This is a genomic window from Edwardsiella piscicida (assembly GCF_021733145.1).
Taxonomy (GTDB): Bacteria; Pseudomonadota; Gammaproteobacteria; order Enterobacterales; family Enterobacteriaceae; genus Edwardsiella; species Edwardsiella piscicida.
In genome coordinates, this window is sequence record NZ_CP090968.1 from 1,463,543 (window position 1) to 1,477,121 (window position 13,579).

Genomic DNA, 13,579 nt, shown 5'->3' on the forward strand with positions numbered 1-13,579 from the left:
AATTGATGGCAGGGTAATATGCTATTAGTTTCACGATGATAAAAAAAACTGATAGGGGGAGCGATGCGCTATTTGCCAAAAATACAACATCTGAAGGTGTTTAATGAGGTTATTCGCAGCGGAAGCATCCGGGCAGCGGCGCGTAAAATGGATCAGTCTCAGCCCGCTTTAACTCGTACACTCAAAGAGTTAGAGCATCATATGGGGGCGACGCTGCTGATCCGCAGCAACGAGGGGGTGACGCTGACCGACGCCGGAAAATCCTTTGCCATTCGGGCGCACTTGATCCTGGAGGAGCTGGAAAAGGCGGCGGAGGAGGTGGAGCAAATAACCAAAAACGGCCATGGACATGTCGCCTTTGGTATTTCATCTTTATTCGGAATAACTGTGTTAAATAAAGTGTTGAATGATTTTAAACAGGGATTTCCGGCAACCGTAATTAATGTTAAGGAAGCGCAACTTTCTACACTATTACCCAGTTTACGTGATGGGCGACTCGATTTTGCACTCGGGACATTGACAGAGGAGATGCCGCTGGGGGACTTTATTTCGATTCCCCTGTTCGATGCGCCATTTTGTATTGTTGCCAGAAAAGAGCATCCGTTAGCTAATTGTTCTGAGCTGGAGGCGTTACGCCAGGCGAAGTGGGTAATGCCAGAAACTGATATGGGATATTATCATAACATCCGGCGTATTATTCCTTTTGACCATCCGGATAATCCGCACTATCCCATTCTGACGGACTCCACGGTGTGCATCATGAACCTGGTGATGAACGGTGACTATCTGACCATTCTGTCGCGCGCGCGGCTGCGCGAGGCCCGCTTCGGCGGCGTGCTGACGGCGCTGCCCATCGGACTGCAGTTCCTGCCGGTGGGGCACTATGGCTTGATCTACCCGCGAAAGCGTCCGCTGACGCAGGCCTCACAGGCGCTGATTGAACAGTTTCGCTGGCACTGCCAGCACCATGACTGGCAGCACCCGCAGTGACGGGCGCTGTCGCACTCTTTGCAGGAGGCTATATGGACTTTTCCGCCGCATATCACCGGTTCCAGCAGAGTTTGGATGGAACGGACAGCTACGTGGCCCTGAGCCGCGATATGCAGACGCTGATGACGCAGGATGCGCAGAACGCCAGCCTGTATTACACCGTCTATCGCTTTGCTCGCCAGTATGTGCTGCTGTATGAGGATCAGGCGATCGATCCCGACTTTGCCCAGCACGCCAAGCGTACGCTGGCGGGGTTTCTGGCGACGCTGGAGGCTGCCTTAAACGGGGCAGAGGCGCCCTACAGCGCGCTGAATCGCGTGGTGACGGCGTATCTGGCGGGCGATCGCATTTTCTGATCTTTGCGCGGCGACCCCGGCGGCGCCGGGATCGCGCAGCGCGCGCGTTTAGCGCTGGTGCAGCCGTGCGAACTCGGCCTTTGCGGCGGCCAGGTCGCGCTCAAACTGCGGCTGAGCGTGCAGGCTGGCGACAAACGCAGAGCCCAGCAGGCGCCCCTGGTCGACGTCGCTTTGCCAGTGTGCGCCGCAGATCACCCGGCTCTGACCAAACTGGTAGCCGCGCTGCAGCAGCGCGTCCTGCCGGGCAGGATTGATCTCTGCCAGCACCAGCGCCACCGCCCAGCCCAGCGTGGCATGGCCGGAGGGGTAGGAGCCGGAGCCAGCCATCTCCTTATCATACTGAGGCGTACAGGTCTGCCCGTGGTAGAAGACGAACGGGCGCTGGCGCATATAGTGATTCTTGGCGGAGCGCAGGGTCGGGTTGTGGCTGTCCGCCATCATATTGCTGAGCAGGCGGTAGATCGCCGGCGTCGCCGCGTCGCTAATGGGCATGCCGAAGGCGGGAGAGAACAGCTCAGGGATCGCCTTGTAGTTACCGTCGCGGGCGGCCTGCTCGACGCGTTTGGCATCATAGACGGCGCCGGTCGACTGGTAGACGGCCTTATCTTGCAAAAAGGCGACGGAGTCATAGCCCGGCGGCGGCGGCAGTATCTTGACCGCGTTCGGGGCGCTCTGCGGTGTCAGGTAGACGTCATGGCCGGCGGCGAAGACCTGACCGGCCAGCAGTAGCGCGGTAGAGATAAGCAGTAGCCGGTGCCTATAGCCGATAAACAACATGATAAATCCTCTTGCTAACGCGGGTGTGCCGTACCGGATAGCCCGCAGATGGGCGCGTCATGGATGGCGCACCTCCCGGTCGGCGGCGTGAGGGCTCGCCCACGCCGCCGGCGCTCAGATCGTGCCTTCGGCGACCCGATTCGTCAGATGACCGACCCGCTCGATATCGACCTCAATGCAGTCGCCGGGGTACATAAACAGCGGCGGCGTGCGTTTTTTACCTACGCCGCCCGGCGAACCGGTGATGATAACATCGCCGGGGCTCAGGACGGTAAAGGTGCTGATGTACTCCACCAGGCGACTGACGGGGTGGATCATCGCGGCGGTGCTCTCCTCTTGTACCATGCTTCCGTTAAGCCAGGTGCGGATGCGCAGATGCTGGGGGTCGGGAATCTCATCGCGGGTCACCAGCCAGGGGCCGAAGGCGCCGGTACGGCTCCAGTTTTTCCCGGCGGTGAACCAGCTGTGCTGCCAGTCCCGCACCGAGCCGTCCATATAACAGCTGTAGCCGGCGATATGCTCCAGCGCTCGGGCGTGGGGAATCGAGCTCCCGCCGCGGCCAATAATGACCGCCAGCTCGCCTTCGTAGTCAAACTCCTGCGACTGCAGCGGCTTTAGCAGCGGCGTCATATGGCCTGCCTGTGAGTCGGCGAAGCGGACAAACAGGGTCGGCGCCGGATCCTGCTGGGCGAACTCCCGCCGCTTATCGGGGTAGTTCATGCCGACGCAGAGGATTTTCCCCGGATTGTCGATCACCGGTAAAAAGGTAATCTGTTCATAGTCGAGATCCACCGGATAGCGCTGCAGCGTCCGTGCCTCCTCCAGCGCCTGGGCACTCAACAGGGCCTTTAAATCGGCGTAGTAGAGACCGAGGCGGCGACCGAGATCGATGATGCCATCCGGGCGGGCAATGCCATAGCTGCGCTGCCCTTGGTACAGATAACTGATAAGTTTCATGATAGGGATAATGTAATGGTGTATGGGATAGAGGGCGCTATCAGAGTAGCACTTTGCCTAAAAATAGCAGGGCCAGCGAGACATTAATCGCGCCGCCGATGCGGGTGGCTATCTGGGCAAACGGCATCAGCGACATGCGGTTGCCCGCGGTGAGGATCGCCACATCGCCGGTGCCCCCCTGACCGCTTTGGCAGCAGGAAACGATCGCCACATCGATCGGGTACATGCCAATCTTCTTGCCGACGATAAAGCCGGTGGCGACCAGCGTCGCGACGGTGCAGACGATCACCGCCAGGTTGGCCAGCGTAAAGGCGTTGACCAGCTCCTGCCACGGCGTAATGGCCACGCCGACGGCGAACAGGATCGGGTAGGTTACGGAGGTGCGGAAGAAATGGTAGACGATCTGTGACCCCTGCATGATGCGCGGAGAGACGCCGTGCGCCAGCTTGATCAGCACCGCGACAAACAGCATGCCGACCGGCGCAGGCAGACCAATGAGACGGTGTCCCAGCATACCGACCATATACAGCAGTACGGCCAGCAGCGCGCCGGAGGCCAGGGCGCTGATATCCAGTTTATCGCCGCCGCGCTCGCTCAGGGCGGCCATCGGCTCCCCGTTATCGCCGTCGCGGCGCGGCATCAACTCGCCTTCGCCGGTCAGATGGGGGAAGCGTTTACCCAGCATATTCAGGGAGCCGGCGATGATAATCGCCGTCAGGCTGCCGAGCATCACGATGGGGAGAATGCGCCCCAGCGCCACGCCCTGCTGCATATGTAGCAGGGTGGCATAGCCCATGGAGAGTGGAATGGCCCCCTCGCCGACGCCCCCGGCCATGATCGGCAGGATCAGGAAGAAGAAGGTCTGAAACGGCGCTAATCCCAGCGCATAGCCTACCCCCATTCCGACCAACATACCGGCGATCTCACCGCACAGCATGGGGAAAAATATCCGCACAAAGCCCTGTATCAGGGTAGTGCGGTTCATGCTCATGATGCTGCCGACGATAATGCAGCAAATGTAGAGGTAAAGAATATTGGTGCTTTTAAAAAAATGGGTGGTCGAGGTAATGACCGGCTGGGGCAGCAGACCGTAATAGACCAGCGCAGAGGGGATAAAGGTCGCGCAGATCGCGGCGGCGCCCATCTTACCGACAATTGGCAGGCGCTTACCAAATTCGCCGCAGGCAAAGCCAAAGAATGCCAGGGTAGCAACCATCACCACAATATTATTGGGCAGGCTGTCGTTGATACAGTCGATGGTAATTAAGATACCGGCCAGGACAAATAACGGCAGGGGAATAATCCCCACCTTCCAGTTATCCATCAGATTCCACCACAGCATTTTTAGCGACGGCGCAGGGCTGGCGAGGGTTGCCAGTTTTTCATTGGATGTAGTCATATTTCAGCCCACCTGTTTTATTGGTGGAATATATATAGCATGCTAATTTTTGAGAAAAATGTGATCGTCCACGGATACGCTGGGGTTATTTAATGTCTTTATTCTGACTTAACTTATTTAAATAGAATTAAATTTTGGGATATGTTTTTTATTTAGTTAAATCGTTAGGGCGCGACAGGTGAGGTCGGCGGGGGCGCGGTGCGAAAGAGGGGGACGCCGGCGTCGGCGAGGGGGAGAACGCGGCCCCGGCGATGGCGGGAGCCGCGTGGATATCCCGGCGAAGGGGATACGACGTTTAACCGGCGTGGCTCTGCGCCGCGCTGCGCTTTTTACGCGCCATGGCGTATACGGCGCCGACCATGATCACCACCAGCAGCGCGATAAAGGGCAGTACCGACAGCAGCTGACCGGAGCGGTAGAAGGTCAGCAGCAGCATAAAGCACCAGCCGCCGAGCATCGGGATCAGGGTGCGGCGCACGATGTCGACCTGCGAGATGCCGGCGATACCGGCGACGGCGATGATCACCCCGGCGATCGGCGAGATGGTGCGCCCCATGCCGGCGGAGATCTGCACCGGCAGGATCATCTCTGCGGTACTGCCGCCGACGCGCTTGGCGATATCCGGCAGCATCGGGGCGAAAGAGAAGAAGGCGGCGTTGCCAGAGCCCATCAGGGCGGCGATGGTGAAGGTTAACAGCGCCATCAGCAGTACCACGACGCCGCTGCCAAAGCCGGCGTTGCTGGCCAGATCCAGCAGGTCATGCACCGCCCCGATCGACTTCAGCCCCTCGGCGAAGGTCTGACCGGCGACGATCAGCGTCACCACGGTGGCGAACACCTTACCCATATTGCTGAAGACTACGCTGAGCCCGGCCATCACCGGCTTGGCGGCGCGGAAGCGCAGGTATTCGCACAGCATGGAGAGCGCGACGCTGATCAATACGGCGGTATTCATGTTGATGACGATCGTGCCGACGCCCAGCTTGCTGAAGGTCAGCATAAAGAACAGCGGTAGCATCGGCAGCAGCACATAGTGCAGCGGCGCATCGCTCTGCGTCTCCTGTAGCTTCTCCTGATCCAGGCTCACCTCTTCGGCCATGGCGCCATCGCGGCGGTCGAAGTAGCGTTGTACCAGGATATGCAGCAGCGCTACCGCCAGGATAGTCAGCACGGCGACCGGCAGCTGCTGGTGGATAAAGTATTCGGTGATATCCACGCCCGAGGTCTGCGCCGCCATGATGGAGTTGCCGGAGCCGGGGCCGAATTCGATGGCGCAGGTGCTGGCCAGCACCGCCGCCGCCGCCGCGCGGCTACAGCCCAGGCGAGTCAGCACCGGGTACAGGGTCGCCATCAACAGCAGGCTTAACCCGGTGGCGCTGGTGATAAACAGCGACAGCGTCTGGCCGAGGATAAAGGCGATCCCCAGCAGCAGATAGGGGGAGTTGAGGCGCTGCAGCGGACGCGCCGTTACCCGCACCAGCGCCTGGCTGGCGCCGATGGCGGACATATACATGGCAAAGCCGCCGATCAGCATGATCTGCAGCCCAAGGCCGCCGCCCATCTTCTGAAACAGCTGGTTGATGTATTCCAACAGGTCAAAGCCGACCCAGCCGGTCGACTTGTTGATAAAGGTGGCATCGTTGGTAAAGACGGCGATGGCCATCATCACCAGGCCGCTCAGCAGCAGTACCGCCTGGGGATTATAGTTTTTTAGGATCAGGCGTCCGGCAAACAGCACGGCGCACAGCGCGATCAGTAGGCTCATTCTTTCAGTTTCCTTGTTCAAAGTTACCCGTGGCCAGACACTCTTCTCCCTTCAGCATCAGGCGGCCACGGGCGTATACGCGTTCGGGGCGCAGATTATCATCGAATAGGCACAGATCTGCATCCCCTGCGGGTAAAATTCTGCCCTTCGCGATCCCCAGCGCGTCGGCCACGTTGGCGGTGACCATCGCCAGCGCCTGCGGCAGGGGAATACGCTGGTCAATCAGCTGCGGCAGCAGCTGCAGGTTGCCGTCCAGCGGCGCCGCGTCCAGTCCGATAATGCTGCCCTGCGCGTCAAAGCGCGGCACGCTGCCGTTGCCATCGGAGCTGATGGTGAGCCGATCCGGACTGACGCCGGCGTCCAGCGCCAGGCGGGCGGCGCAGGCCGGCGGAACAAAGCGGCTGCCGCCGGAGGTAATATCGATATGGCCGCCGGCGCGGGCAAAGGCGATGGCATCGCTGAACAGCGCCTCGGTGCGCGCCACGTGGGTCGGCGAGATATGCTGGATAGGCAGGCCGTGCGCCAGCAGCGCATTGATCTGGGCAAAGGCATCGGGCAGCGCGCCCAGATGGATGTGCAGCAGCCCGCGCTTGCCCGCCAACAGCGCGGCAACGCGGATATCGGAGACGATACGCAGCAGCTCCTGGGTCGCCGGGAACGAACCGCGGTGATCGGCCAGCGCTATCTTCACCCCCAGTACCCGCTCAATAAAGGCGATGTCATCGCGAATGGTGCCGGTGATGGTGCGGGTGGGGAGTTCGTAAGATCCGGTGTGCATATAGGCGCTGATCCCCTCTGCGTTCAGCGCTTGCATTTTGGCGTACAGATCCTTCGGGGTACGGGAGATACCGTCGGTGCCGAGCACCCCGACGACGGTGGTGGTCGCGGCGCGGATCAGGCGCGACAGGGAGGCCGCGGGCGTCCGGCTGGCAAAGCCGCCTTCGCCGCCGCCGCCGATCAGATGCACGTGCTGATCGATGAGGCCGGGGGCCAGGATTTTACCGCGACAGTCGATAACCTCACGCAGTCCGGGCAGCGCGCTGACCTGCAGGTTCTCCTCGATGGCGACGATCTTCTCGCCGCACAGCAATACGTCCCGGCGCCCCAGGGGCTGTGGTTGATAGACGTCGGCATCTTTAAGCAGGGTAAACATGGGCTTCTCTCCTGTGTTGGACATGCAATAGCGTGACCCGCCGAGGAGGCGGGGGAATGGCTGTGTCGATATGACGATCGGCGAATCCCCATGGCGGGGCGGGCGCGGCGGCGGATCGCCGCCGAGATTCGGGTGATGACGCCGCGGTAGGGGGCGGTTTAGTGCCGCGCATCCCATAGGAATCTATTTGTATAAAATATAATATCACCACAGTTTATACCGCCATTGCTTATTGGGCATGGCGCTATGCCGCCAGAACATAGGACGCACGATGGATGTAAAATGGTTGGAGGATTTCATCAGCCTGCAGCGACTGGGCAATTTTTCGGCGGCGGCGCGGGCGCGCAACGTCACTCAGCCCGCCTTTAGTCGCCGGATCCGGGCGCTGGAGATCTGGCTGGGAGTGCCGCTGTTCGATCGCAGCAGTAACCCCATTGCCCTTACGCCCTACGGCGAAAAGTTTCTTCCCTCGGCCGAAGATATCCTGGCGCGGATCCTCGATGTCAAGCTGGACTTCGCCCAGTTGGCGATCCAGTCCGACGAGACGGTGCGTATTGCCAGTCTGCACACCTTTGCCGTCAATATGCTGCCGATGCTGCTCGACGCCATGGGATCGGCGCTGGAGGGGATCAAGGTGGTCGTTAATCCGGGGCTACAGGGGATTGATAACCATTTTAATACGCTGTTGGAAAACAGCGCCGATCTGCTGATGGTGTACGACATCGACGGCGCGCGTCCCAGCGCCGCCGAAATGGACTGCCTGCAGTCGCATCTGCTGGCCCATGAAACGCTCATTCCGGTCATCTCGCGCGCGCTGGCACAGCGCCACCCGCCGGGACAGCCGCTGCCCTACCTGGCCTACAGCGACTTCTCCTTTATTGGCCGCGTCGTAGCCCCCCTGTGCCGTCATGCGCCGCAGCCGCTGGTGAAATGCTATGAAACCAGCATGAGCGAGGGGTTAAAGCATATGGTGCTGCGCGATCGCGGCCTGGCCTGGCTGCCGCTCTCCATGGTGCATCGAGAGCTGGCGCAGGGGGTGCTATGTAATGCCTTTCCAGACTATCCGCGTCTGAGCCGCTGTCTGCAGATCCTGCTGTATAAACGCCGCGAGAGCAGTCGCCCAGCGGTGGAGCGCTTCTGGCAGGCGGCCACGGCGTGCCGGCTGCCTTAGGCCGCGGCGGGATACGCGCTCATATCGCGGCGCGCTACGGGTGCGATCGCCCCCGCTGCCAGCGATGATAGCGAGCCAGCCAGGCTAACGCCCGCTGCGGCGCGTGGGCCTTTTTCCACACGCCGGCCGCATATTTATTGGCTTCGCTGTAGGTCGGGTAGGGGTGAACGGTCGCCAGCAGCTTATTCAGCCCGATCCCGTGGCGCATGGCCAGGGTATATTCCGCCAGCATCTCTCCCGCCTGCTCGCCGACGATGGTGACCCCCAGCAGGCGATCTTTACCTGGCGGGGTCAACACCGTGATAAACCCCTCGGTAGCGCCATCGGTGATGGCCCGATCGAGATCCGCCAAGGCAAAGCGGGTCACCTCATAGGGAATGCCGCGCCGCTGCGCCTCGGATTCGTTTAGCCCCACCCGGGCGACCTGGGGATCGACAAAGGTACAGCGCGGGATAACCGTATCGTCGATGCGCCAGCGCCAGAGGCGGCCAAACAGGGCATTGACGCTGGCGTACCAGGCCATATGGGCGGCAAGGTGGGTAAACTGATCGCCGCCCGCCACGTCACCGGCGGCATAGAGGGTGGGACACAGGCTCTGCAGATAGGCGTTGCTACACAGCTGCTGCGCGCTCTCGATCCCCAGCTGCTCCAGCCCATACCCGGTCAGGCGGGGGCGTCGTCCTAGCGCCAGCAGCAGGTCATCAAACGCCAGGGCGATCTCTTGACCGTTTCGACTGACGATCAGGCGCTTGCCCAGGGCGTCCCGCTCAATGCGCAGCGTCTGGCAGTCGGTGAATAGCGTAATGCCGTCGGCGCATAGGCTGCGCTGTATCCGTGCACTGACCTCTACATCCTCTTTGGGCAGAACGCGCGGCCCCCGCTGTACCAGCGTGACGCCGGCCCCCAGCCGCGTCAGCGCCTGGGAGAGTTCACAGCCGATAGGGCCACCGCCCAGCACCAGCAGGCGCGGCGGCGGCGCGTCTCTCTGCGCCAACGCCTGCCACAGCGTATCGCTGGTCAGGTAGTCATCGGGCTGCAGCCCGGGGATATCGGGTACGATCGGTTCCGCGCCGGCGGCGATGATGATGGCGCGAGTGCTGATGATCCGCCGAGTGCCGTCAGCCAGGTCGACCTCTACCTGCCAGGGCGATATGACGCGGGCGCGCCCTTTTAGCACCTCGACCCCCAGCGCCGTGTAGCGCTCGACGCTGTCATGGGGAGCAATATTTTGGATGGTTTCCCGCACCCGCGCCATCACCTGTGTAAAGTGCAGCGCCGGCGGCGTGGCCGGTAGTCCGTAGCGATCGGCGTGGCGCATCTGATGTGCCAGCGTGGCGCTACGGATGAGCGCCTTGCTGGGTACGCAGCCGGTATTCAGGCAGTCGCCGCCCATCGCGTCGCGCTCTATCAGGGTGACCTTGGCGCGGACGGTCGCGGCAATATAGGCGCTGACTAGACCGGCGGCGCCGGCGCCAATGACCACCAGATTACGCTCAAGGTGGCGCGGCCGTCGCCAGCGACGATAGTAGCGTCGCTGCGCAAGCTGACGTACCCCAAAGCGGGCCAGCCAGGGAAATACGCCGAGCAGGGTAAATGAAAGCAGCAGCGTCGGTGAGACGATGGCGGCCAGCGAGTCAATGTCGGCCAAGCGGGTGCCCGCGTTGACGTAGATCAGCGTGCCCGGCAGCATCCCCAGTTGGCTGACCCAATAAAAGCGCCGCGCGGAAAGGGGGCTGAGCCCCAGCAGCAGGTTGATAAGAAAAAAGGGCATCAGCGGCACCAGGCGCAGGGTAAACAGGTAAAAGGCGCCGTCGCGCTCCAGCCCCTGGTTGAGCGTGGCCAGACGCTCGCCCAGCCGGCGCCGCAGCGTATCGCGCAGCAGAAAGCGCGAGGCTAAAAAGGCCAGCGTTGCTCCGGCGCTGGAGGCAAAGGAGACCAGCAGGGTACCCTGCCAGAGGCCAAACAGCAGTCCAGCGGCCAGCGTCATGACCGCGGCGCCGGGGAGAGAGAGTGCGGCCACCAGAAGATAAAGAGCGAAAAATGCCGCGGCGCTCTGCCAGGGGGCTTGGTGACGCAGCGTTTCCATGGCGGCCTGGTGCTGTTTTAGCGTCTCGAATGTCAGCCAGCGCTGACCATCCAGGGTGAAGAAGGCCAGGATTAACAGCAGCAAGAGGAGCAAGATCAGCGTTTTTTTCATGGTGACTCCGGAGAGGGTTGCCGGAGCAACGTGCCGATTGAGCGATTGTTTTAACATTGAATATACATTTGGGCTCGGCAGCGTCAATTTATTTTGTATCGTGCGATACAAAATAATAGATAATCTATTGATAATAAACTTGAAATTGATATAGCTGTGCGCTGGTCAGGCACGGCCTGGCCGTGAGCGGAGAACGATGGCATTCGCTCTCGCTCGGGCTACGGGGACGGAGAGCAAGGTGAACGATAACCCCGTGTCGCGGCTACCTGCGCTTAACGGGCGACGTTGAGCGCTGTCGTCGATGCTGCGTATCGCGGGTAATACATGGCAGGGCCTCGCGTGCGGCGGCGCGTTGTCTTTTATATATAATAAATAGCCTAGGCGACGCGCTCTATTTTATTTGCTTGTGAGCCTGAGGAAGCACGGTGCGGCAAGGGGCTCCGTGTGAATATATATTGACACCTCACGTGTTGGATCATAAATAATCAATCGTGGCTTATCTAAAAATAAAAAAAGCTAATTTTAGGTTGATGTTTGTCTAAAATATAAAAATGCCATCTATCTTTACAGTGAGCGGATAAATCATGTCAACAGATGCATCTGACAACGGCAAGGGCCAGAAGCTGGGCCTCCTGGCACTGGTGTCGATCGTCGTCAGCTCCATGATCGGCAGCGGCGTAGATAGCCTACCGCAAAACATGGCGGTGCACTCGGCGGTTGGCCCGATAGCCACGGCGTGGCTGATCTGTGGCTTTGGCATGTTTTTCATCTCGCGAACATTTATTGTACTGTCCCGCATTCGTCCCGATTTACAGTCAGGAATCTATATGTATGCGCGGGAGGGATTCGGCGCATTTATCGCGTTTATCGTTGCCTGGGGCTACTGGCTGATGACTATTTTCAGCAACGTCGCCTTTGCTATCATGGTGATGGATACATTGAATTACTTTCTCCCCGGTGACTTCACCGGGGGGAATAACCTGACCTCTGTTATTGGTTCATCTGTCTTAATTTGGGGATTTAATTTTTTAGTTTTGTCAGGACTGCGCGTCGCCGGGGCTATTAATATCGTCGGGACAATTTCAAAAACGATTCCACTGATCGTTTTTGTTTTGGTCCTGATCTATTTTCTTGATGACCAGAAGATCATAAGCAATGTCTGGGGACACAGCGCATTATTGCCACAACAGCGGCTGGGGCCGATATTTACTCAGATAACCTCACCGCTTGATGTCGCGCTGTGGTGCTTTATCGGGGTCGAGGGCGCCGTGGCGCTGTCAGGCCGGGCCAAGCACCCAGCGGATGTCGGCAAAGCGACCTTTATCGGCTTTATCATCTCACTGGTGATTTGTATTTTGGTATCAATACTGCCGTTTGGCGTTTTGTCGCAGCAGGCGCTTAGCGTGATCCCAACGCCATCGACGGCGGGCGTTTTGAAGGCCGTGGTCGGTGAATGGGGCGAGGTATTGATAAACATTGGCGTCCTGATTTCGGTGCTGTCCAGCTGGTTGGCATGGACCATGATTTGCGCCGAGATCCCCATGGTGGCGGCGAATAACGGAACCTTTCCGCTCAGGTTTGCGCAGAAAAATAGCAAGGGCTCGGCCTCTGTGTCGCTATGGGTCAGCAGTGGTTTGATGCAGCTGGTCGTTTTTATGGCCTATTTTTCACAGCATGCATGGCTGGCTATGTTAGCGATTTCCGCGCTGACGGTGCTGCCTGCGTATTTGATGTCAACAGCCTATTTATGCAAACTTTGTGTAACAGGAGAATACCGCCGGTATTGCGATAATAATCGCTGGGTGGGGCTGGTGACGGGAGCTATCGGTCTCCTGTTTTGTCTTTTCATGTTTTACGCAAGCCAGATTAAATATCTCACGCTGGTTCCTCTTCTCCTGACGTTGGGCATTCCCTTGTTTGTCTGGGCTAGGCGCAGTGAGTGTGACAGCAGAGAAATATTTACCCGCACTGAGATGTCTGTGCTGTTAGCTCTGCTGATTATCGATATTATTAGCCTGTATCTACTATTGAGCAATATTATTAATATTTAACTAAAAATATGACTGACGTGGGCTAAAAAAGGGGGGCGGCGGCGAGTACGCACACCCCTGATAATACGTCCGCTCGGCGGGCGCCTTTTACCGGCGGCTCCTTTCCGTGGCGAGATACCCTGGGGGGAACTCGGGCCAAGGCGTATTGCGCGCCCCCCAAAGGGCGGCGTCGGCGAGATACCGTGATGCAGAGGATTATTTTCCTGTATTAATCTCGCCCGTGGAAAGGGTAGCAACGCTGTTGCCGTGAGTGTCCGTGATAGTCATATCCGCTCCACTGGCCTCGAGTTTGGCAAGCAACTCATGCTGCTGGAAGAGTGATGCATACATCGCTGCCGTTTGCCCTGCTTTATTCTGAATATCCGGGCTGCATTTGGCTGCAATCAGTTTCCGGGCAATACTGACTTCACCTTTGAAAATGGCTCCCATCAACGCGGTATTTCCACGATTATCCCGCAGGCAAGGATCTGCTCCTGCATGGATTAAACGCATTACAATGTCTTGATGGCCATGGTAGGCCGCTAAGATCACGGCCGTATAACCATGGCTATCTTGCACATTCATGTTGTAGCCCGTGGAGATAAAGTCATTGATGACCGCGATATTGCCATCGCGAGCGGCATTCCACAGATAGCCGTTTAGCTGTTGCTTAACCGAGTGTGAGTCGGGGAGCGGCTGGGCAAATGTTGGCGCACTGGATACCGCCACTAGGCTTGATAAGAGAAAAAACAGAGCGCGTATTTTCATACTATGGCCTTATCAG

At 59.0% G+C, this 13,579-nt stretch carries 11 protein-coding genes; 4 read left to right on the plus strand and 7 right to left on the minus strand.

Going from position 1 to position 13,579, the window contains the following annotated elements; translation table 11 throughout:
* Positions 1 to 63 precede the first annotated feature (63 nt).
* Both L1P05_RS06630 and L1P05_RS06635 read left to right on the plus strand, forming a co-directional pair.
* Positions 64 to 990 (plus strand): LysR substrate-binding domain-containing protein, encoded by a 927-nt coding sequence (locus tag L1P05_RS06630; protein ID WP_012848212.1) that lies wholly within the window; start codon positions 64 to 66, stop codon positions 988 to 990.
* Positions 991 to 1,022: 32 nt separating this feature from the next.
* Entirely contained in the window at positions 1,023 to 1,346 is a 324-nt protein-coding gene (locus L1P05_RS06635; protein ID WP_012848213.1) for a hypothetical protein, read from the plus strand.
* Positions 1,347 to 1,394: 48 nt separating this feature from the next.
* On the opposite strand, the gene L1P05_RS06640 is transcribed toward L1P05_RS06635, so the two are convergent.
* From L1P05_RS06640 to iadA, 5 genes are all read right to left on the minus strand, one after another.
* The gene (locus L1P05_RS06640) at positions 1,395 to 2,123 is read right to left on the minus strand and encodes an acid phosphatase (RefSeq protein WP_012848214.1); all 729 of its coding nucleotides are present in this window, start codon (positions 2,121 to 2,123) and stop codon (positions 1,395 to 1,397) included.
* A 114-nt stretch (positions 2,124 to 2,237) separates the two neighbouring features.
* A complete protein-coding gene (locus L1P05_RS06645; protein ID WP_012848215.1) occupies positions 2,238 to 3,080 on the minus strand; it encodes a fumarylacetoacetate hydrolase family protein in 843 nt (280 codons plus the stop codon).
* 40 nt (positions 3,081 to 3,120) lie between these two features.
* A complete protein-coding gene (locus L1P05_RS06650) occupies positions 3,121 to 4,479 on the minus strand; it encodes a 2-hydroxycarboxylate transporter family protein (RefSeq protein ID WP_012848216.1) in 1,359 nt (452 codons plus the stop codon).
* Positions 4,480 to 4,774: 295 nt separating this feature from the next.
* Entirely contained in the window at positions 4,775 to 6,244 is a 1,470-nt protein-coding gene (gene dcuC / locus L1P05_RS06655) for a C4-dicarboxylate transporter DcuC (RefSeq protein ID WP_012848217.1), read from the minus strand.
* Between the two features lie 4 nt (positions 6,245 to 6,248).
* Positions 6,249 to 7,397, minus strand: a complete 1,149-nt coding sequence (gene iadA / locus L1P05_RS06660; protein WP_012848218.1) for a beta-aspartyl-peptidase — start codon at positions 7,395 to 7,397, stop codon at positions 6,249 to 6,251.
* 271 nt (positions 7,398 to 7,668) lie between these two features.
* Between iadA and L1P05_RS06665 the strand changes: the two genes are divergently transcribed.
* Entirely contained in the window at positions 7,669 to 8,568 is a 900-nt protein-coding gene (locus L1P05_RS06665; RefSeq protein ID WP_012848219.1) for a LysR family transcriptional regulator, read from the plus strand.
* A gap of 34 nt (positions 8,569 to 8,602) precedes the next feature.
* Here the strand turns inward: L1P05_RS06665 and L1P05_RS06670 are convergent, their stop codons facing one another.
* The gene (locus tag L1P05_RS06670; RefSeq protein WP_015683323.1) at positions 8,603 to 10,765 is read right to left on the minus strand and encodes an FAD-dependent oxidoreductase; all 2,163 of its coding nucleotides are present in this window, start codon (positions 10,763 to 10,765) and stop codon (positions 8,603 to 8,605) included.
* Positions 10,766 to 11,349: 584 nt separating this feature from the next.
* Here L1P05_RS06670 and L1P05_RS06675 point away from each other — a divergent pair.
* Positions 11,350 to 12,816: a basic amino acid/polyamine antiporter gene (locus L1P05_RS06675; protein WP_012848222.1), complete on the plus strand. Its 1,467-nt coding sequence runs from the start codon at positions 11,350 to 11,352 to the stop codon at positions 12,814 to 12,816.
* A gap of 195 nt (positions 12,817 to 13,011) precedes the next feature.
* On the opposite strand, the gene L1P05_RS06680 is transcribed toward L1P05_RS06675, so the two are convergent.
* Complete coding sequence (locus L1P05_RS06680; protein WP_012848223.1) at positions 13,012 to 13,563, minus strand: ankyrin repeat domain-containing protein; 552 nt, start codon at positions 13,561 to 13,563, stop codon at positions 13,012 to 13,014.
* Positions 13,564 to 13,579: the final 16 nt, after the last annotated feature.

What these genes read in the sequence shown, in the direction of transcription:
- L1P05_RS06640 (WP_012848214.1), bottom strand. Translation starts at nt 2,123, where the DNA reads ATGTTGTTTATCGGCTATAGGCACCGGCTACTGCTTATCTCTACCGCG.
- L1P05_RS06670 (WP_015683323.1), bottom strand. Translation starts at nt 10,765, where the DNA reads ATGAAAAAAACGCTGATCTTGCTCCTCTTGCTGCTGTTAATCCTGGCC.
- L1P05_RS06630 (WP_012848212.1), top strand. Translation starts at nt 64, where the DNA reads ATGCGCTATTTGCCAAAAATACAACATCTGAAGGTGTTTAATGAGGTT.
- dcuC (WP_012848217.1), bottom strand. Translation starts at nt 6,244, where the DNA reads ATGAGCCTACTGATCGCGCTGTGCGCCGTGCTGTTTGCCGGACGCCTG.
- L1P05_RS06675 (WP_012848222.1), top strand. Translation starts at nt 11,350, where the DNA reads ATGTCAACAGATGCATCTGACAACGGCAAGGGCCAGAAGCTGGGCCTC.
- L1P05_RS06635 (WP_012848213.1), top strand. Translation starts at nt 1,023, where the DNA reads ATGGACTTTTCCGCCGCATATCACCGGTTCCAGCAGAGTTTGGATGGA.
- L1P05_RS06680 (WP_012848223.1), bottom strand. Translation starts at nt 13,563, where the DNA reads ATGAAAATACGCGCTCTGTTTTTTCTCTTATCAAGCCTAGTGGCGGTA.
- L1P05_RS06645 (WP_012848215.1), bottom strand. Translation starts at nt 3,080, where the DNA reads ATGAAACTTATCAGTTATCTGTACCAAGGGCAGCGCAGCTATGGCATT.
- L1P05_RS06665 (WP_012848219.1), top strand. Translation starts at nt 7,669, where the DNA reads ATGGATGTAAAATGGTTGGAGGATTTCATCAGCCTGCAGCGACTGGGC.
- L1P05_RS06650 (WP_012848216.1), bottom strand. Translation starts at nt 4,479, where the DNA reads ATGACTACATCCAATGAAAAACTGGCAACCCTCGCCAGCCCTGCGCCG.
- iadA (WP_012848218.1), bottom strand. Translation starts at nt 7,397, where the DNA reads ATGTTTACCCTGCTTAAAGATGCCGACGTCTATCAACCACAGCCCCTG.